The following is a 17,932-nucleotide window of genomic DNA, read 5'->3' on the forward strand; positions in this document are numbered from 1 at the left end:
TATGGTGTCCGCTTAGCCGCTGGCGGCCACGGACTCCGCCATGAACTCGGCCACCACCTTCTGCGAAATGGCCACGTCGAGAACGAACACGCCCTCCTCGTGGGTGGTGAGCCACTCGCGCAGCTGGTCCAGGTCCGCCAGCGTGCGGGCTTTCGTGCCGTGGGCGCCCAGTGCGCGTCCGACGGCGGCGAAGTCCACTTCGTCAATCAGCATCGCCTGGTCGTGGAGCCCCTTGGCGGCATACTGGTGCAGCTCTGCCCCGTAGGCGGAGTCGTTGAGCACCACGACCACACCCTTGCGGGTGGCCCTGAGGAAGGTCTCGAAATCGGACAAACCCATCAGTCCGCCGCCGTCGCCGCTGACCAGGACGGTGGTGCGTTCCGGCCGGGCCACCGACACGCCGGCGGCGGAGCCGAAGCCCAGGCCGATGGACTGGAAGGCGGTGCCGACCAGGACCATGGCGTGCGGGTCCGGTACGGAAAGGTACATCGGCGCCCAGCCGATGAAGTGCCCGCCGTCCATCACCACCGAACGTTCCGCCGGCAGGATCCGGTCAAGGGCGGCGACGACCGCCCGGGGGTTCAGGCGTCCGTCGGGGCCGAACTCGTCGGGGTCCTCGCTGGGCCGGGATGACCGGAACTCGGCCTGGGATACTTCCGGGACCCGGGCGCGCCAGGTGGAGGTGGCTGTTGGGAGCCGTTCCAGCAGTCCCTCGATGAACGGGCGGATGTCGGCGCGGATGTACTCCGCCGCGGGGTGTCCCGGGTCCGGTTCGTTGTCCACGCGGATGATACGGGTTCCGGCCGGGAACAGCGTTCCGTAGCGCGTTTGGAAGGTGTTGAGGCTGGCTCCCACCACCAGGACGAGGTCGGCCTGGCGTGCGACGTCGAGGCGGTGGCTGCGGGTGAATCCGCCGGCGATGCCCAAATCCCAGGGACTGCCAAAGGCGTTGGCTGCCATGACCGAGGTCATGAAGAGGGCTCCGAGCCGGTCGCCCACGTCTCGCAGGGGTTCAGTGGCCTGGCCCAGAAGGACGCCGCGCCCTGCCAGGATCAACGGCCGTTCCGCCGCGGCGAGCAGGCCCGCCACGCGGTCCAATTGGGCCGGTTCCGCGGGCCACAGGGGCTTTGCGGGCAGGGGTTCGAGCGGTTCCGGGTCCGAGGCCTGGACGGTGGCGCAGTCGTAGGGAATGGCCAGCACCACGGGCTGGACGGTCTGCAGGGCGAGGTCGAATGCACGGTGCGTGAGGGCGGCGGCGTTGCCCGGGCCCGCCATGAGGGTAACCACGCCGGCCGCGTCAGCCGCCTTCGTCTGGTCGATATCGAACGGCCGGGGACCGCTGGAGGGTGCATCTCCCACCACCAGGACCAGCGGGATCCGGGCGATCCGTGCCTCGGCGAGGGTGGTGTAGGCGTTGGTGAAGCCCGCGCCGTAGGTGGTGGTGGCGGCCGCCACACCCCCGGTGGCCCGATGGTAGGCATCTGCCATGGCGACGGTTGCGGATTCGTGCCGGGCCGACGTGAAGGGAAAACCACGGCGGGTGAGCCGGCTGATGAGGTGGGCGTTGCCGTTGCCCATCAGCCCGAACAGGTGGCCTGCGCGCACGGCCACCACGTCGGCGACGATCGCGGACACATGGCCGTCGTCCGGCAGGGCAGCCGCCTTGCCGCCGGCTGGAAGTTGGGTACTGGTGCTCGTCATGGCTTCTCTTATCTTTCTGTCTTCGGGCAAGGCTCTATCGGACGGACGGGGCCAGCGGCACGGCGCCGCGGTGCTTCCGGGCCAGCCCGGTATAGGTGGCGGCGTTCTGGCTGCAGTGCTCGATTTCTTCGGGTGTGAGGGGGCGGCGCACCTTGCCGGGGACGCCTGCCACCAGGGATCCCGGCGGAACCTCTGTGCCCTCCAGCACCAGTGCGTTGGCGGCGATCAGCGAGCCGGCGCCGATGACGGCGCCGTTCAGGACGGTGGCATTCATCCCGATGAGCGCGCCGTCACCGATGGTGCAGCCGTGCAGCACGGCTCCGTGCCCCACGCTGACCCGGCTGCCGATCCGTGCCGGGTAGCCCGGATCGGCGTGGACAACAGCGCCGTCCTGGATGTTGCTGTCCGCGCCAATGCTGATGGCCTCCATGTCCGCCCGCACCACAGCCCCGTAGAAAATTCCCGTGCCCGCGCCGATGGTTGCGGAGCCGACGACGGTGGCCGTGGGGGCTACCCAGGCGTTGCCGGAAATGGCGGGTGTGCGGCCGTCAACGGCCAGGACGTTGTCAATCATGGTGGTCCTTTGGGTGGGGTGTGGAGGCGGTGCCCCGCAGTAGTGGCAGGGCACCGCCGTCGTAATCCATTGCTGCTTGTGTAAAGGCTGTCAGGCGAGGAACGGGACGATCAGCGAGGTCACGAAGAGGACCAGCGCACCGCCGAGGCGGTTGGTCAGGGCCGCGAACGGCATGAGGTGCAGTCGGTTGGCCGCGCTCAGGACGGCCACGTCACCGCTGCCTCCGGTGTCCGCCATCACCAGGCCGGGCGTGATGGACGCTTCCACGAAGTTGAACTTCACCAGCCAGCCGAGGACGCCGGAGGTCAGGGTCGCGATAATGACGGTGCACACGGTGAGCAGGATGAACAGCGGGTTGCTCAGCGAGGCCAGGACCTCGGTGATGTCGATGTAGGTGAGGCTGACGCCCACCAGGAGCGCGGGGACCAGGACCGCGCCGATCAGGTCGCCCCAGTCGGCAGTGGAGTCTTCGACGTCCTGCGGGAGCAGTCCGAAGATCTTGACGGCGGCCGCGGCGATGATCGTCCAGGCATAGGGGTGCAGCCCGGGGAGGAACGCGGCCGCGAGGTTGCCGAAGATGAAGAGGCTGCCGGCGATGAGGAGTCCTTTGCCCAGGGCGATGAAGGAGGACGTGTCGCGCTTGGGCGGCAGGGCCAGCTCATCGGGGCGGCCGCTGATCCGCAGCAGCTGGCCGTGGCCGTTGAAGCCGATGAAGAGCTGCTTCTTGCGCTTGCCCAGCCCGTTGTAGATGCCGGCGATGAGGATGCAGACCACGTTGGCCATCACGACGGCGGACATCAGGTCCCCCATGAAGGTGGCAGAGTCCCCGCCGGTTGCCGAGGCGTACATCTCGGACATGGGCAGGGCTCCGACGCCGAGGCCGCCGGCCATGATGGGGGCGGCAATGAAGAGGATGCCTTCGACAAACCCGAAGCCGGTCAGCGCGGCGATCAGACCCACCAAAACAAAGGTGGCGATGAGGCAGCCGATTAGGGGCACGGCGAAGCGTGGGCCGGCCTTTAGCAGCAGTGCCCGGGGCATGCCAAGGATCGAGCCGGCGATGATGCCCACCACGAAGAAGTCCAGGAAACCCTGTCCATCCACGAAGTTCTGCACAACGGTGATGATGTTCTCCGGCATCAGGCCGAAGAAGGCAAGGGTGGCGGGTGCAAACGTGCACAGGACGGTGGGGAGCCCGAAGTCCCGGATCATCGGGAACAGGTTGCCGATCCAGATGAACAGTCCGCCGAGCAGGATGGTGGTGGCAAAGCCGGCCACCATGGTGTCCGGAAGGTTGCCCGTGAGGGCGGCGGCAAGGACCAGGCCCGCGAGGACGAGGTAGAGGGGCGCCGGGACGCTGGCGATCCGGAATCCCGGCCGGCCGGAGTAGTGGGTGCCGGGCCGCGGACCCGCGGTGCGGGTTACCGGATGTTCGATGCCGCCGGCGGGGCCGGGGGAGGTCTCGCTCATGGCAGTGTCCGTTGGGTCGTCAGTGAGTTCCGTGGTGCGTGGGCTTGTAGACATCATCGTCTCCAAAACGGTGAGTAGGAATTCTTAATTTGATCGGTTGTTTGAGGGCTGGGGTGGAAAGCCCGTAGCGGGCAGGTTTTAGCGGGCAGGGTCCAGCAGCCCGGCGGCGGGGGAGTGCATCACCACGTCGCGGGCCAGCCGGACGGCATCGGCGAGGCGGTCCTCGTCAACGCCGGTGTCGTGGCCGCTGCTGTGCAGGTGCCGGACCAGTTCCTCGGTGGCGATGTTGCCGTGCGCCCCGGGGGCGAACGGGCAGCCGCCGTATCCGCCCAGTGCGGCGTCAAAACGGACGACGCCGGCGTCCACCGCTGCGCCCGCCGTTCCCAGCGCCTGGCCGTGGGCGTTGTGGAGGTGGAGGTAGTAGGTCAGCTCCGGTTCGGCGTCGCGGACGTGCTGCAGGCTGGCCATCACCTGTTCGGTGGGTGTGGTGCCGAGCGTGTCAGCGAGCCCGACGTCGGTGATGCCCATGTCTTTGAAGGCGCGGACCACGCGCAGCAGGTGGCCGGGGTCGATGCTGCCTTCGAAGGGGCAGGTGAAGGCGGTGGAGATGCCTGCGAAGAAGCGGGCGTGCGGGAACCCGGCGACAGCCGCGCCGAGGCTGGCGAGGGCATCCTCGATGGCTTGCCCTGCGTTGGCGTTGCTGTGCGCCTGGCTGGCCGAGGTGACCACCTGGATGTCTGTTGCCCCGGCGGCGACGGCCCGTTCGATGCCCTTCCCGTTGAGCGCCAGGCTGGTGTAGGTGACTCCCGGGACTGCCGGCAAGGAGGAAATGATCTCTGCGGCGTCGGCCATCTGGGGCACCCGCTTCGGGTTCACGAACGAGGCCGCTTCGATGCGCTTCACACCGGCGGCGGCCAGAGCCTCGGCAATCTCCAGCTTGTGCGCTGTTGACACGATGACGGGTTCGTCCTGCAGTCCGTCGCGCAGGAAGACGTCGGTGATTTCCACCCGCATGTCAGCGCACCTCCTGCAGTCCGAGCGCGGCGATCTCGTCGGCGTCCATGCCGGCGAGCTCCTGCAGGACCCCTGCGGTGTGCTGGCCCAGCTCCGGGCCGATCCATTTCACGCGGCCCTCATGGCCGGGGATCTTCGGTACGACGCCTGGAAAGCGGATCAGCTCGGGCTCGTCCTCGATGACCACCTCGTGGGTCTGGATCATGTCGCGGGCAAGGTAGTGCTTGTCCACGGCGATGCTCGGGGCGTCGTAGACGGGACCGGCGGGGACCCCGGCGTCGTCCAGCTTGTCCAGCACCTCGGTGAGGGGCATGCTGCCGGTCCAGGCGGAGATGGCGCCGTTGAGTTCTTCCTCCCGGGCGCCGCGGGCCTCCGTGGCGAGGAGGGTTTCGTCCCCGGCGAGGTCCTCGCGGCCAATCGCCCGCATCAGGCGCATGAACACGGAGTTGGAGTTGCCGCCGATGACCACCTCCAGGCCGTCCCCGCAGAGGTAGGAACCGGTGGGTACGACGCCGGGCAGCGCGCCGCCGGTGCGCTGCCGGACCATGCCGTACGCGTCGTAGTCCGGTACCAGCGATTCGAGCAGGCTGAAGACACCTTCGTAGAGGGCGACGTCGACCACCTGGGACGTGCCGGTACCGAGTCCTCGGGCCTTCTGCAGCATGAGCATCAGGGCGCCGATGACCCCGTAGAGTCCGGCGACGGTGTCACCCATGCTCGCGGCGGCGCGGCCGGCGGGCCGGTCCGGCTCGCCGGTGATGTACCGCAGCCCAGCGAAGGACTCTGCGGAGCTGCCGAAGCCGGCGCGGTTCTTGTACGGACCGGTCTGACCGTAGCCGGAGATGCGAACCATCACCACGTCCGGGTTGAGTTCCTGGAGCACGTCGGGGCCAAGGCCCCACTTCTCGAGCGTGCCGGGACGGAAGTTTTCAATGACCACGTCGCACTGGGTCGCGATCTTCTTGACCGCCTCGCGCCCGGCTTCGGAGCGGAGGTCCAGGGCTACCGACTTCTTGTTGCGGCCGATGGTGCGGAACAGCATGGACGTGGTGCCGCGGGTCTTGCGCCAGTCCCGCAGCTCGTCGCCGCCCTGGGGCTTTTCAATCTTGATGACCTCGGCACCGAAGTCACCAAAGAGCCGGGCGGCGAACGGCGCCGCGATGAAGCTGCCGAGCTCCAGCACGCGAATGCCTTGGAGCGGGAGGGAGTTGCCCTCCGGATGAAGTTCCTGCGTCATGTGATTCCTGCCTGCGTCTTTGAGTGCAAGACTTCCCACCTGGTGGGAGATGCTTGTCATTGGGCGGATAGACGATAGCAGGACACTGTGACCGACGCAACACCCTTGAGTGGGCGAAAGTGACGGTCGAATTGCGCGGGTGACCGGCAGGGCCGGGTCTTATCAATTTGAGTGCGAAACCTACCAGCCAGTATCTTTGAGGCGGCAACCTCCGCATATCCCCCATGTGCGGAGGTTGCTTCGTTTAATTGCCGCGGGCAACCTGGTCCAAGCGGGACCGTTCAAAGGGCAGGGTCACTGAGGGGTGCCTCTGCAGCAGCCTGCGCGTACGATGCCGAGACCCGGCGGTAGACCGGGGTCAGGAAGGCGAGCAGCGCGGCCGCGATCATGATGATGCCGGCCACCAGGAACACCAGCGCGATGCCGCGGGAGGTGCCTTCGCCCAGGAGTGGGGCAAGCTGGGCGGCGCCGTCGGCGGACCGCGCATACGGGATGATCCAGAACTGGGCGATCGGGGCGATGAGGAACGCGGTGACCGGTGCCGCGGCGGACTCGAAGGCCATGGCGAATCCGAACACGCGGCCTTGGCGGGGCAGGGGCACCACCTGCTGGATGACAGTCTGCTCGGCGGCCTCCACGAACGGCACCAGGACGAGGTACAGCCAGATGCCTGCGACGTACAGCCAGGCCCACTCCCGCAGCGTGAACACCGCACCGAGTAGCCCCATCACAGCCACGGCGATGAGCATGGTGCGCAGCGGGTTGGCGCCGAGCCCGAACTTGCCGATCAGTGCCCCGCCCACGATGAACCCGGTGGAGCCGAGAGCGAAGACGGCACCCCACATCTCCACGGAGAACATCTCCAGTCCGTACGGATCCATGAGCGCCATGTAGACGCCACCGATGAAGTTGTTGAACGTGGAAAACAGGATGAGCGCGAACAACCCGGCTATGGCAAGCACGGCAGCGAGTGAACCGCGCAGATCGAATCCGCCTTGCGCATCTGTGGCGGCGGCGCGCACCTCCTCGGGCATGCGCAGAGTGAGCAGGTGCGCAAATGCCAAGGCGGTGAGCACCAGGGCGACGACGATCGTCCACCCCATGCCCAGCAGCCCCACGGACAGCCCGGAGAGCAGCGAAGTGACGATGAACATCAGTCCCTGCACCATGCCCACCAGCCCGTTGGCATTGGCCCTCCGGTCCGGCTCGATGAGGATGGTGACCGTGGTGGACAGCGCGATGTTGCGCATGTTCTCCACCACCGCGCCGACCAGGATGATCAGCGTAAACAGCCAGAACCCCGGCTGTGTCAGGTCCAGCAGCCAGGTGGTGGGTGCCAGTAGGAACATGACTCCCGACAAAACGAACATCACCAGGGTGAAGCCGGCGGCGAAGCGCATCACGGCCAGCTTGCGGTAGCGGTCCACGAAGGTGCCGAAGCTGATGCTGGAAAGGGCGATCAGCAGCATGTAGGCGCCGCCGACCACTCCGGTGGCGATGACGTTGCGCGTCTCCAAATACACCCAGAACGTCAGGGCGAACCACAGATAGCTGGTGGTGACGTTGGCGAGCGCAGTGTTGACCAGGATCCCGGCGAAGGTGCGGGACCGCTGTGCCGGACTGCGCAAGGAAGTGTCGACGGCGTCCGGATCGGCCCAGACCGGGGCCGGTTCCTGCTCGGTCATGCGTCCCAGTGTAATGACAACGGGCCGTCGTGGACACGGTTACCGCACGGTCACCCCACGGTCACCCCACCTTGCTTGCGGCAGGCCCGCTTGCGCGGCTGCGGCTCAGAACAGCGGCGAGAAGCCGTTCCAGCCGGGACCCACCTGAACCCGCGGGAGGTGGGCGCCGGCGCCGTTGCCGGGGTACAGCCACAGCACGCCGGAGCTGTCGCGTGCGAGGATGTCGGTCCTGCGGTCGCCGTTGAAGTCGCCGGGGCCCACGACGGCGGTCATGACGTTCCAGCCGCCGCCCACCCTCGTGCGGGGGAGCCAGCCGCCGGTGCCGTTTCCGCGGTAGAGCCACAGCGTCCCCGTGGCGGTCTCCCTCGCAAGAACGTCCGCGGCGCCGTCGCCGTTGAAGTCGCCGGGGCCCACCAGGGCGTTGAAGGTGTTCCATCCGGTTCCCACACGGATGCGCGGCAGGAATCCGCCGGTGCCGTTTCCCCGGTACAGCCACAGGTCGCCGGTGGCGGTTTCCCTTGCCAGGACGTCCACGCGCTGGTCGCCGTTGAAGTCGCCGGGGCCCACGATGGAGTTCATGACGTTCCAGCCGGCGCCGAGCCGCAGGCGCGGCAGGAAGCCGCCGGTGCCGTTTCCCCTGTACAGCCACAGCACGCCCGTGGAAGTCTCCCTGGCGAGCACATCCAGCGGGCCATCGCCGTTGAAGTCCCCGGGTGTCTCAAGGGCGAAGCCGTTCCAGCCCGTTCCGATCAGGACGCCGGCCAGCCTGCCGCCCTGCCCGGTACCGCGGTACATCCACAGCTCAGCCCGGGCCGTATACCGGGCCAGGATGTCGTTGTTCCAGTCCCCGTTGAAGTCGGCTGTTGCGCCCGAGAGCGTTGACGCCGGGATAGGCAGCGGCGTGAACGCGTAGGGATCGCAGGTGAGGTCGTAGTCCCGTGTGTTGTCGTACCACTGGGAAATATAGACGCGCCCGCCGGAGAAGCTCGGCTGGCGGCAGCGGTCCAGCGCTTCGTTCGGGTAGTCGAGCATGCCGGCAGTGGCCCAGACCGGCACTCCGGGGAGCCGCCACGAGCCGGTGATGCTTGCCCAGCCGGAGGTAAACGAGTAGAGGCCGTAGGAGTAGCGGGCATCCCGCAGGCCCCGCATCAGGCCTTCGATGAGGTACCGGTTTTCACGCTGCTGCACTGCCGTGGCCGTGGGCCAGGGCTGGGCGGGCCGGGGTTCGACGTCGATCCAGACCACTCGGGGTGCGAAGCCCGTCTTGACGAGGCTGGCGATCGCGAAGCGCGCCTCGGCGTAGCCCACGTTGGACAGCTGCCCTGCGCGGGTGGCGGATGACCAGGGTCCCTGCGTCCTGTAGGTGGCGAGCTGGGCGGCGGTGGGGAAGGCAGCCATGGTGTACGCCTGGGCAGGCTTGCGGTTGTCGGTGGCCCACTTCAGCTGGCTGGCCAGGCACGGGTTTTCGGTGAAGGGGAGCCCCTTCGTCAGGCCGATGACGACGAACTGGGACGAAGCGGGCGGAAGGGGCAGGCCAAAGCCGCCCACCGCCGTCGGGCATTGCGGCCAGGAGATGTCATGGCCTCGCAGCGACACGGCCTGCGCAGGAGGCGCGCCCGGTGCGGCCCCCACGATCAACGCGAGGAACACAAGGACCGCGGTCAGAAGGCGCAGGGCCCGTGCCGTGGTCATGCCAGGCACCCGCTTCCGTCTGCGGCCACAGGGCAGCTGCCGGTGATCCCCTCGGTGCCTGTGAGGCCCGGAAGAACCAGCCCCGAATGATGAACTGTAGCGTCCATCGCCGCCGCTCCTTTGCCACCATCAGTTTACTTTCGCGGGCGGCGGACGGCTCCGGCGGGACCCGGAGTGTGGCCTAAATGCAATGGTGGGCGGTCCGCCTGCCTCAGCGGAGGTCCTTGATTCCCCGATCCCTGATGAACTGGCCCACGCGGTCACGGGCCAGGGCGGACCGCAGCTGCGCCAGCGCGACCGTGTCCTGGAGGACGATGGAGCGTCCGTCGGGAGACGTGCCGACGCCCGAGGTGGGCAAGGAGAGGAACACCGCATCCTGCAGCCGGACGCTCCGCAGGCTGTAAGCGAGGCCCGCCATGGCCGACTGGTCAAGGCCGGTGCTGACGGGGACCAGCGACGAGAGGTAGCCCACCGTCTTGCGGAGCGTCACCGGGTTGGTCAGCGTCTTGGGGCTCACGAGTTCGGCGATCAGCGCCTTCAGGAAGGTCTGCTGGTTCCGCACACGCTGGTAGTCGCCGTCGACGAAGGCATAGCGCTCCCGGACGAACTCCAGGGCCTGGGCGCCGTTGAGGTTCTGCACGCCCTGCCGGAACGTGTGGCGCCCGTCGTGCGTCGACGTGAAGGGCGTGGTGACGTTAACCCTGACTCCGCCGAGGGCGTCGACCAGTCCCTTGAATTTGCCGAAGTCGATCAGGATCGAGTGGTCGATGCGCTGCCCGAACAAGGCACTGGCGGTTTCCCGCATCAGGGGTACTCCGCCGAATGCCAGGCCGTCGTTGATCTTGGAGTAGCCGTAGCCGGGGATTTCAGCCCAGAGGTCGCGCATGACGGAGACGCCGTAGACGTTCTTGCGGTCGGCGCTGACGTGGATCAGGAAGAGGGCATCGGCCCGCTGGTCGGTGGCGACCCTGCCCGCCGTCGCCTTCGCATTGTCCTCGCGCGTATCGCTGCCGATAAGCAGGATATTGACGGGCCGCCCTTTGAGGCGGTCAACCGGGGGTGCCGGAGGCTTTGGTTTCGGTGCAGGGGCCTTGGCTTTTGGCGTTGGCGTTGCGGTGGGTGTTGGGGACGTCACAGGAGGTGGACTCGGGGCCGTCTCGGGGCTGTTGGCGCTGCCCTGGGACCAAAAGTAGAGCCCTCCCAGCAGCGGCACCAGCAGGCCCAGTGCCACGAGGAAGGCCAATAATCTGGGCTGCACGCGCCGTTGCGTATCACTCATGGGATAACTATGGTCCTGAAAGGCCCGAATGAAAATGGACTCGCCGGGCGGCGGTGCATGCCGTGGAACCGAAGCGGCGGCGCCGGACCCTGCCGGGCCGGCGCCGCCGCAGCGGGTGCAACCGCCGGACCCGCTGCTACCCCAGCGTCGAGGCGTCGATGACGAAGCGGTAGCGGACGTCGGAGGCGAGGACGCGCTCGTAGGCGTCGTTGATCTTCTCGGCCGGGATGACTTCGATTTCTGCTCCGAGCTGGTGTTCGGCGCAGAAATCGAGCATTTCCTGGGTTTCCCGGATGCCGCCGATCATTGAACCGGCGAAGGCCCGGCGGCCCATGATCAGCGCGAACGCGTTCACCGGAAGCGGTTCGGCCGGGGCGCCGACGTTAACGAGGGCTCCGTCGAGGGTCAGCAGCTGCAGGTAGGAGCTGATGTCGATGGACGCGCTGACGGTGTTGATGATCAGGTCGAAGGCGCCGGCGAGCGTCTCGAACGTGCCGGGGTCGGACGTCGCGTAGTAATTGTCGGCGCCGAGGCGCAGGCCGTCTTCCTGCTTCTTCAGGGACTGGGAGAGGACGGTGACGTCGGCGCCCATGGCGGAGGCGAGTTTGACGGCCATGTGTCCGAGTCCGCCGAGCCCGACGACGGCGACCTTCTTGCCGGGGCCCGCGCCCCAGTGGCGCAGCGGCGAGTAGGTGGTGATGCCGGCACAGAGCAGGGGAGCGGCGACGTCGAGCTCGAGGCCGTCCGGGATCCGCAGGACGAAGTCTTCGGTGACCACCACGTGGCTGGAGTAGCCGCCCTGGGTGATCGTGCCATCGCGGTCCACGGCGCCATAGGTGCCGGTCATGCCGTTGAGGCAGTACTGTTCTTCACCCTTGCGGCAGTTCTCGCAGTCGCGGCACGAGTTGACCATGCAGCCGACGCCGACACGGTCACCGATCGTGTGCCGGGTGACGGCGGAGCCGACTTCCGTGACAACCCCGGCGATTTCGTGGCCGGGGGCCAGCGGATACTGCTGCGGGCCCCAGTCGCCGCGGACGGTGTGGATGTCGGAGTGGCAGATGCCGGCGTATTTGATCTCGATGAGGACGTCGTGCGGGCCGACGTCGCGGCGTTCGATGGTGGTGGGGATGAGGTCCCCGGTCGAGGACGGGGCAGCGTAAGCATTGGCGGTAAGCATGGGTCTCCTGATCAAGGATCGTTAGGTCTGGCGCCCTGCTTCAGTGGGCATCGGTCGCGGGAGGAGGGCGCACTATCCATGCAACAGGAGTTTCTCCGCCTGCGGGAGTCCCTGCTGGTACAGGTACTGGCAGACCCTCCCTCGCGGCCCGGGCCGCCCGCCCACGTAAACTGGCACCATGCGGTTGGTAGCGAGTGACATAGACGGAACGATTCTTGGGCACGACGGAAAGATCAGTGACCGCACCGTCCGTGCGTTCCACGCCTGCCGGGAGGCCGGCGTCGAACTTGTCTTTGTCACCGGCCGCCCGCCGCGGTGGCTGCACCCGCTCGAAGAGCAGCTGGGCCACACGGGCACCGTCATCTGTTCGAACGGCGCAGTGGTGTGGGACCTCGAGGCCGGTCAGCTGGTTTCCGCCCGGACCATGGCGATCCCGGACGTGTTCGAGGTCCGCCGGATCATCAAGAAACTGCGTCCGACCGCGCTGTTTGCCGCCGAAACCCTCACCGGCTTCCACCTGGAGCCGGGCTTCATCGAAAACGACACGAGCGAACTGCTGTCCGAGTACACCCCTGCCCCGCTCTCCGAGACGCTCGCGGCGGATGACGCCGTCGTCAAATTCCTCGCCATCGTCCGCGAAGGCACCGCGGATGACTTCCTGGCCGCGGTGGCTCCCGCCGTCGGGGACCTGGCCAATGTGACGCATTCGGCGCCCACGGTCGCCATGCTGGAATTGTCCGTTCCCGGCGTCAACAAAGCAGTCACGCTGGCCAAATATGCCGCCTCGCTGGGGATCGAAGCCGGGGACGTGGTGGCTTTCGGCGACATGCCCAACGACATCGAAATGCTCCGCTGGGCCGGCCACGGCTACGCGATGGCCAGCGGCCACCCGGAAGCGATCCGCGCCGCCGGCCAGCAGGCGCCGCATTTTGACGACGACGGCGTGGCCCAGATTCTTGAGGGAAAGCTCGCCGAACTCGGCGTCAGCCGGCCGTAAGCCCACGGTGACGCTGCCCTTCTTCGCCGCCCCGGGCGGCGGCGCCGGCAGGCCCGTTGCGATGGCCCACCGCGGCTTCTCGCTCGACGGCCTGGAGAATTCCATGGCAGCGTTCCGAGCCGCCGTCGGACATGGCTACCGCTATCTCGAGACGGACGTGCACACCACCGCCGACGGCGTCCTCCTCCTCTTTCACGACGCCGCACTGGACCGGATCACGGACCGCGCCGGAAGGATCGCCGAACTGACCGCTGAAGAGGTGGCCAAGGCCCGGATCGGCGGGCGGGAAGGTGTGCCCACCTTCGATGAACTTGTGGCGGCCTTCCCCGACACCCGCTTCAACCTGGACGTCAAGGACTGGCATTCCGTCCGGAGCCTCGCGGAGGCCATCGAACGGCACGCCGTCCACGACCGCGTCCTCGTCGCCAGTTTTTCGGACCGACGGCGGCGGGCGGTGCTGCGCCTGCTCAGCCGTCGCACCGCGTCGTCCGCCGGGACGTCGGCAAACGCCGCGTTCGTGGCGCTGTCGCCGTTGCTGGCCGTTCCTGGCCTGGGGTCCCTGGCGCGGGCCGTACTGGGCCGCGTCCTGCGCGACGTGGACGCCCTGCAGGTACCGGTCCGGTACCGCGCCATTCCCGTGGTGACGCCCGGCTTCGTCCGCCGGGCGCACTCACTGGGGCTCTACGTGCACGTGTGGACCGTCAACGAGCCAGCCGAGATGCACCGGCTCCTGGACCTCGGCGTGGACGGCCTCGTTTCCGACCGTGCCGACCTGCTGAGGGACGTCCTGGAGAGCCGCGGCGCCTGGTCCTGACGCGCTGACTGACGCTGCCCGGACACAGGGCTAGCTGCGCCCCATGCCGGTGGACGGGTCCTGGTCGCCCTCCGACGGATCCGCCCGGAGCCCGTCCGGATCCGGGTCGGGGAGTCCGGCGGGACCGGCTACGTCCCCGGGCGCGTCAGGGGCGTCGGCCTCGTTGACGCCTGACGCTGTGCCGGATCCGCCGCTTGCCTCCGCGCCGGGGCCCTGCGGGGTGTAAGCCGTCCGGCCGGTTCCGCCGCCCGGTGAGGCATCGCCGTCGTCGTCCATGGCGTTGGAGCCTTCGCTGATGGAGGAGTGGACCTGGATGTCGTCAGCCTCGGAGCCGGGTTCCGGCGCGTGCGCGTCATCCGATTTTTTGGACGTTCCCGCCAGATCCTCCATGGCGTTCTCCGCTGCTTTACCAATGCTGTCGCCGATTCCCATCAGCTTGCTCCTTCGATCATCTCCGGTTCGGGCCGGAGTTCGCGGCATCTGACTGTTCCAGAATTATCAGCATGCTTACAATTAGTCCAGTGCCACCGGGTTTCCATTCGCCGACCAACCACACCATGGAGGATCGCAGAATCATGAGCAGCTACCATCCCGAAAACGACCCCGCCAACCCTGACCGGCCCGGAACCGCCGACGCCCCACAGCGGCCGGAGGGAACCGAGCGGGAAGATTCCGCCAGCTCACCCAACCCCGACCCGCTGAACGGCAACATCACAGGCCTCGAGCCCGGCGGCGGAGTGCCCCCGGGCGAAACGCCTCCGGCCGAGGATCAGATGAGCGGAGACCAGGGCCACGGCGAGTAGCAGCCTGCGCTCCCGCTGACTGCCGTCGGGGCGGTGAGGCGCCACCGAAGGCGCTCTCGCCTGCATGCCCAAATGGCGGAATTGGCAAGCCCGTTCCCACGGCTTGCTGGCAGGATGGTGCCATGCGCATCCTCATCGCCCCGGACAAGTTCAAGGGTTCCCTTACCGCCATTGAAGCAGCCGCCGCCATCGCCGAAGGCGCCCTCCGCGTCTATCCCGATGCCGTGGCCACACAGTTCCCGGTCGCCGACGGCGGCGAAGGGACACTCGAGGCGGCGGTTGCCGCAGGCTACGAAGAGCGCCTCAACGCCGTCGTTGGCCCGATTCTGGCACCGATCGGCGCGGCCTGGGCGTTCCGGAAGGACGCTGCCGGCCGCGCAACGGCAGTCATCGAGACGGCCCAGGCCTCCGGTCTGGCCCACATGGAGCCGACGCCGGAGAACGCCCTGCGCGCGCACAGCTACGGCTGCGGGCAGCTCATCGCCGCGGCCCTGGATGCCGGCGCCACGGAGATCGTGCTGGGCGTCGGCGGTTCGGCCATGACGGACGGCGGCAGCGGCGCCCTGCGTGCGTTGGGCCTCAAGCCCCTGGACGCGGCCGGCAACGTGGTGCCGCTTGGCGGCGGAGCGCTGTCCGACGTGGTGGCACTGGACGCCTCCGGCCTGGACCCCCGGCTGGCCGCCGTAAACTTCCGGATCGCCGTCGACGTCCGGAATCCGCTGGTGGGCAGCACCGGCGCCGCCCACGTCTTCGGCCCCCAAAAGGGTGCCGACGAGGACGCCGTGGAGAAGCTCGACGCCGGGCTGCGCAACTGGGCGTCGCTGCTCAGGGAGGCCACCGGCCGGGACGTCAACGTTCCGGGAGCCGGGGCCGCGGGAGGCTTCCCGGCGTCATTCCTGGGCTTCACGCAGGCCACGCTGGAAGGCGGCTTCGCGCTCGTGGCAGGGCTGACCGGACTTGCCGGGCAACTCAAGGAAGCCGATCTGGTCATCACCGGCGAAGGCTCCATGGACTCGCAGTCACTCACCGGCAAAGCGCCGATTGCGCTCGCAGACGCCGCCCGGGAGCTGGGCATTCCGGTGATCGTCGTGGCCGGGCGGATCCTCGTCACGCCGGAGGACCTGGCCGGACACGGCGTGGTGGCCGCCGCGCAGTTGCTGGACGTCGCACCAAGCCCGGAGGAAGCCATCGCCAATGCGGGCAAGTACCTGACCTGGGCCACCACCCAGGTGCTGGAAGGAGCCTGACCCTCCTGGCCGGCGCCTTGCCTGGACGGGCTGCTCAGTCTCCCTGCTCCCGGGCCTTCCTGTGCAGATGCAGGGGGACGTAGGCCAACAGGACGGCGAGCACCGCCAGCAGGAGTCCTCCCGCAGTGAGCCCGGCGGTCCGTCCGGCCGTGACGTCAAAGACGAGGGCGGCCGTCCCCACGCTGAGCGCCGACACGCCGCCCAGGGCGATCTTGGTGATGTTGTCCGCGCTTGTCACCAAGGTCTCCTTGAGGCGCTTGCGGAACAGCCGGCGGTGCACGCTGACCGGGAGCAGGATGAAGGCGGTGGTCAGGGCGGCCAGGGCCACGTTCACCAGATACAGGTTCCTCTGGAAGTCATCCAGGGTTTCAAAACGGCTCTGGAACGGCAGCGTCAGCAGAAAGCCGGCAAGGATCTGTACGCCCGTTTGCAGGACGCGCAGTTCCTGCAACAGCTCCATCCAGTTGCGGTCGAGCTGCTCCTCGCGGGTCTCGTTCCTGCCGCTGCCAGCCGGGGCGTCCGGATCTGTCATGCATCCTCCTCCAGGTGGCCGAACGGCTGGCGTGTGCTCCCAACCTAGGCTTTGCCACCCCGGAATTCAACAAGTGCTAAGTTTGCTGACTATCTTTGGGCCAGGTTGTGGACTTGGTCCTCACCACTGCGTTAGGTTCGAAGAGCCGGACCCGGCGAAGCCTTGGAAGGGTGGACGATGAGTGATTCAGCAAAACAGCCTGACCAGCCCAGGGATCCCCGTGGAACTTACCACTCGGGCCCGTTTCCCGAGCAGGAGCAGAAGCAGCCCGGCCTTACGGCCCCCATGGATCCGCAACCTGACCACGGCGAGCTGAGCTACGAGGGCAGCGACAAGCTTCAGGGCAAGGCCGCCCTCATCACCGGCGGCGACTCGGGCATCGGCAAGGCGGTGGCGATTGCCTTCGCACGCGAAGGGGCGGACGTGGCCATCTCCTATCTTCCGGAGGAGGAAGAGGACGCCCGGGACACGGCCGACTGGATCCGCAAAACAGGCCGGCGTGCACTGCTCCTAGCGGGCGACGGCCGGAGCGAAGAATTCAGCACGAAGATCGTGGATGACGCCGTGGCAGAGTTCGGCCGGCTCGACGTCGTGGTGCTCAACGCCGCCTACCAGAAGAACCGGGACAGCTTCGAGTCCCTGCCCACGGAGGAGTTTGACCGCGTCTTCCAGACCAATCTCTACTCCCTGCTGTGGACGGCGCGCGCTGCCGTGCCGCACCTGACGGCGGGCGCGGCGATTATCACCACGGCCTCCATCCAGGCGTTCAACCCGTCCCCCGGACTGATCGACTACGCCATGACCAAGGCGGCACAGGTGGCGTTTACCAAGGCACTGGCACAGGAACTGGGACCCAAGGGCATCCGGGTCAACGCCGTGGCGCCCGGTCCCATCTGGACTCCGCTGATTCCCGCTACGGAATGGCCGGAAAAGCTGCCCACGTTCGGCCAGGACACGCCGCTGCAGCGCGCCGGCCAGCCTGCCGAGCTCGCCGCGGCCTATGTCCTGCTGGCGTCCGACGCCGGCTCGTACATCTCCGGCGCGGTGCTTCCCGTCACCGGCGGCAAGGGGCTATGAGCCGCCCCTGTATTTTTAGCCAACTGTATTTCCAGCCAATCAGGAGGAACACATGAGCCAGGACAACCAGCACGCAGCCCCTGAAGAGGAAGCGGGAGGATACGGCACCCCCACCGTGGAGCAGGAGATGGGCGGCAAGCAGTTTGCGCAGCCACGCGAGGAGGAGGACTTCGACGCGGCGGGCCTGAACGAGAACAGCCCGGACGGGGAGACCTACGGCACCGGCGCCCCGAACCTCAGCCATCTTGCGGAAGAGGACCAGGACAGCGCCGGCGAACCGGGGGCGGGCCGCTTTGGTGGAACCGACGAACAGCACCACGCGGAGGGCGACGCCTCCAGCCCCGGCTTCGATCCGGTTCCCGGAGAGTCCCCGGTTCCCCGCGACGCCGATACCGCAGTGCCATCCGCTGACGCCGAAATCGACGAGGGCAATGCCGACGATCCGGATTCGGGCCAGTTCTCCTCGGAGCCGGGCCAGGAGGCCGCCGGCCTGCCGGACGGCAGCGGCAACGATTTGCCGCAGGAGAAGTCCCCGAACGACGAGGACGAAACGTTCGACGCCGGATAATCCCCGTCTCCGGGCCGCAGAGCCGCATTTTTGCACCGCTTTAGAGGCGGCAAGCCTTCGGT

17 protein-coding genes are annotated in these 17,932 nt (G+C 67.8%); 6 read left to right on the plus strand and 11 right to left on the minus strand.

Annotated elements, in window-relative coordinates:
• Positions 1-12: 12 nt before the first annotated feature.
• From AC3A3W_RS18360 to AC3A3W_RS18400, 9 genes are all read right to left on the minus strand, one after another.
• On the minus strand, positions 13-1,701 hold the full coding sequence (locus AC3A3W_RS18360) for a thiamine pyrophosphate-binding protein (protein WP_487444409.1): 1,689 nt from the start codon (positions 1,699-1,701) through the stop codon (positions 13-15).
• 34 nt (positions 1,702-1,735) lie between these two features.
• A complete protein-coding gene (locus AC3A3W_RS18365; protein ID WP_487444410.1) occupies positions 1,736-2,275 on the minus strand; it encodes a gamma carbonic anhydrase family protein in 540 nt (179 codons plus the stop codon).
• 90 nt (positions 2,276-2,365) lie between these two features.
• A complete protein-coding gene (locus AC3A3W_RS18370) occupies positions 2,366-3,799 on the minus strand; it encodes a 2-hydroxycarboxylate transporter family protein (RefSeq protein WP_487444411.1) in 1,434 nt (477 codons plus the stop codon).
• 84 nt (positions 3,800-3,883) lie between these two features.
• A complete protein-coding gene (locus tag AC3A3W_RS18375) occupies positions 3,884-4,759 on the minus strand; it encodes a hydroxymethylglutaryl-CoA lyase (RefSeq protein ID WP_487444413.1) in 876 nt (291 codons plus the stop codon).
• Between the two features lies 1 nt (position 4,760).
• A complete protein-coding gene (locus tag AC3A3W_RS18380) occupies positions 4,761-5,996 on the minus strand; it encodes a CaiB/BaiF CoA transferase family protein (protein WP_487444415.1) in 1,236 nt (411 codons plus the stop codon).
• 281 nt (positions 5,997-6,277) lie between these two features.
• Positions 6,278-7,681, minus strand: coding sequence for an MFS transporter (locus tag AC3A3W_RS18385; protein WP_487444416.1), 1,404 nt, complete (start codon positions 7,679-7,681; stop codon positions 6,278-6,280).
• Between the two features lie 105 nt (positions 7,682-7,786).
• Positions 7,787-9,373 carry an FG-GAP-like repeat-containing protein gene (locus tag AC3A3W_RS18390; RefSeq protein ID WP_487444417.1) on the minus strand — a complete coding sequence of 529 codons (1,587 nt, stop codon included), beginning with the start codon at positions 9,371-9,373 and terminating at the stop codon, positions 7,787-7,789.
• A gap of 211 nt (positions 9,374-9,584) precedes the next feature.
• The gene (locus tag AC3A3W_RS18395) at positions 9,585-10,652 is read right to left on the minus strand and encodes an LCP family protein (protein WP_487444418.1); all 1,068 of its coding nucleotides are present in this window, start codon (positions 10,650-10,652) and stop codon (positions 9,585-9,587) included.
• A 136-nt stretch (positions 10,653-10,788) separates the two neighbouring features.
• On the minus strand, positions 10,789-11,832 hold the full coding sequence (locus tag AC3A3W_RS18400) for an NAD(P)-dependent alcohol dehydrogenase (protein ID WP_487444420.1): 1,044 nt from the start codon (positions 11,830-11,832) through the stop codon (positions 10,789-10,791).
• A 178-nt stretch (positions 11,833-12,010) separates the two neighbouring features.
• On the opposite strand from AC3A3W_RS18400, the gene AC3A3W_RS18405 reads away from it, so the two are divergent.
• The gene (locus AC3A3W_RS18405; RefSeq protein WP_487444422.1) at positions 12,011-12,829 is read left to right on the plus strand and encodes an HAD family hydrolase; all 819 of its coding nucleotides are present in this window, start codon (positions 12,011-12,013) and stop codon (positions 12,827-12,829) included.
• A 61-nt stretch (positions 12,830-12,890) separates the two neighbouring features.
• On the plus strand, positions 12,891-13,643 hold the full coding sequence (locus AC3A3W_RS18410) for a glycerophosphodiester phosphodiesterase family protein (RefSeq protein ID WP_487444614.1): 753 nt from the start codon (positions 12,891-12,893) through the stop codon (positions 13,641-13,643).
• Positions 13,644-13,673: 30 nt separating this feature from the next.
• Here the strand turns inward: AC3A3W_RS18410 and AC3A3W_RS18415 are convergent, their stop codons facing one another.
• Positions 13,674-14,075 carry a hypothetical protein gene (locus AC3A3W_RS18415; protein WP_487444423.1) on the minus strand — a complete coding sequence of 134 codons (402 nt, stop codon included), beginning with the start codon at positions 14,073-14,075 and terminating at the stop codon, positions 13,674-13,676.
• Positions 14,076-14,218: 143 nt separating this feature from the next.
• Here AC3A3W_RS18415 and AC3A3W_RS18420 point away from each other — a divergent pair, with 143 nt between their 5' ends.
• Both AC3A3W_RS18420 and AC3A3W_RS18425 read left to right on the plus strand, forming a co-directional pair.
• Complete coding sequence (locus tag AC3A3W_RS18420) at positions 14,219-14,446, plus strand: DUF6480 family protein (protein ID WP_487444425.1); 228 nt, start codon at positions 14,219-14,221, stop codon at positions 14,444-14,446.
• A 122-nt stretch (positions 14,447-14,568) separates the two neighbouring features.
• Positions 14,569-15,693, plus strand: coding sequence for a glycerate kinase (locus AC3A3W_RS18425; protein ID WP_487444426.1), 1,125 nt, complete (start codon positions 14,569-14,571; stop codon positions 15,691-15,693).
• Between the two features lie 34 nt (positions 15,694-15,727).
• Here the strand turns inward: AC3A3W_RS18425 and AC3A3W_RS18430 are convergent, their stop codons facing one another.
• The gene (locus tag AC3A3W_RS18430) at positions 15,728-16,225 is read right to left on the minus strand and encodes a DUF6328 family protein (RefSeq protein ID WP_487444427.1); all 498 of its coding nucleotides are present in this window, start codon (positions 16,223-16,225) and stop codon (positions 15,728-15,730) included.
• Positions 16,226-16,402: 177 nt separating this feature from the next.
• On the opposite strand from AC3A3W_RS18430, the gene AC3A3W_RS18435 reads away from it, so the two are divergent.
• Both AC3A3W_RS18435 and AC3A3W_RS18440 read left to right on the plus strand, forming a co-directional pair.
• The gene (locus AC3A3W_RS18435) at positions 16,403-17,302 is read left to right on the plus strand and encodes an SDR family oxidoreductase (protein ID WP_487444429.1); all 900 of its coding nucleotides are present in this window, start codon (positions 16,403-16,405) and stop codon (positions 17,300-17,302) included.
• A gap of 52 nt (positions 17,303-17,354) precedes the next feature.
• Positions 17,355-17,870 (plus strand): hypothetical protein, encoded by a 516-nt coding sequence (locus AC3A3W_RS18440; protein ID WP_487444431.1) that lies wholly within the window; start codon positions 17,355-17,357, stop codon positions 17,868-17,870.
• Positions 17,871-17,932: the final 62 nt, after the last annotated feature.

The sequence above is a fragment of the Arthrobacter sp. Soil_N43 genome (assembly GCF_057655195.1).

What these genes read in the sequence shown, in the direction of transcription:
- AC3A3W_RS18410 (WP_487444614.1), top strand. Translation starts at nt 12,891, where the DNA reads ATGGCCCACCGCGGCTTCTCGCTCGACGGCCTGGAGAATTCCATGGCA.
- AC3A3W_RS18425 (WP_487444426.1), top strand. Translation starts at nt 14,569, where the DNA reads ATGCGCATCCTCATCGCCCCGGACAAGTTCAAGGGTTCCCTTACCGCC.
- AC3A3W_RS18380 (WP_487444415.1), bottom strand. Translation starts at nt 5,996, where the DNA reads ATGACGCAGGAACTTCATCCGGAGGGCAACTCCCTCCCGCTCCAAGGC.
- AC3A3W_RS18440 (WP_487444431.1), top strand. Translation starts at nt 17,355, where the DNA reads ATGAGCCAGGACAACCAGCACGCAGCCCCTGAAGAGGAAGCGGGAGGA.
- AC3A3W_RS18360 (WP_487444409.1), bottom strand. Translation starts at nt 1,701, where the DNA reads ATGACGAGCACCAGTACCCAACTTCCAGCCGGCGGCAAGGCGGCTGCC.
- AC3A3W_RS18395 (WP_487444418.1), bottom strand. Translation starts at nt 10,652, where the DNA reads ATGAGTGATACGCAACGGCGCGTGCAGCCCAGATTATTGGCCTTCCTC.
- AC3A3W_RS18420 (WP_487444425.1), top strand. Translation starts at nt 14,219, where the DNA reads ATGAGCAGCTACCATCCCGAAAACGACCCCGCCAACCCTGACCGGCCC.
- AC3A3W_RS18390 (WP_487444417.1), bottom strand. Translation starts at nt 9,373, where the DNA reads ATGACCACGGCACGGGCCCTGCGCCTTCTGACCGCGGTCCTTGTGTTC.
- AC3A3W_RS18405 (WP_487444422.1), top strand. Translation starts at nt 12,011, where the DNA reads ATGCGGTTGGTAGCGAGTGACATAGACGGAACGATTCTTGGGCACGAC.
- AC3A3W_RS18365 (WP_487444410.1), bottom strand. Translation starts at nt 2,275, where the DNA reads ATGATTGACAACGTCCTGGCCGTTGACGGCCGCACACCCGCCATTTCC.
- AC3A3W_RS18415 (WP_487444423.1), bottom strand. Translation starts at nt 14,075, where the DNA reads ATGGGAATCGGCGACAGCATTGGTAAAGCAGCGGAGAACGCCATGGAG.
- AC3A3W_RS18385 (WP_487444416.1), bottom strand. Translation starts at nt 7,681, where the DNA reads ATGACCGAGCAGGAACCGGCCCCGGTCTGGGCCGATCCGGACGCCGTC.
- AC3A3W_RS18400 (WP_487444420.1), bottom strand. Translation starts at nt 11,832, where the DNA reads ATGCTTACCGCCAATGCTTACGCTGCCCCGTCCTCGACCGGGGACCTC.
- AC3A3W_RS18430 (WP_487444427.1), bottom strand. Translation starts at nt 16,225, where the DNA reads ATGACAGATCCGGACGCCCCGGCTGGCAGCGGCAGGAACGAGACCCGC.
- AC3A3W_RS18370 (WP_487444411.1), bottom strand. Translation starts at nt 3,799, where the DNA reads ATGTCTACAAGCCCACGCACCACGGAACTCACTGACGACCCAACGGAC.
- AC3A3W_RS18435 (WP_487444429.1), top strand. Translation starts at nt 16,403, where the DNA reads ATGAGTGATTCAGCAAAACAGCCTGACCAGCCCAGGGATCCCCGTGGA.
- AC3A3W_RS18375 (WP_487444413.1), bottom strand. Translation starts at nt 4,759, where the DNA reads ATGCGGGTGGAAATCACCGACGTCTTCCTGCGCGACGGACTGCAGGAC.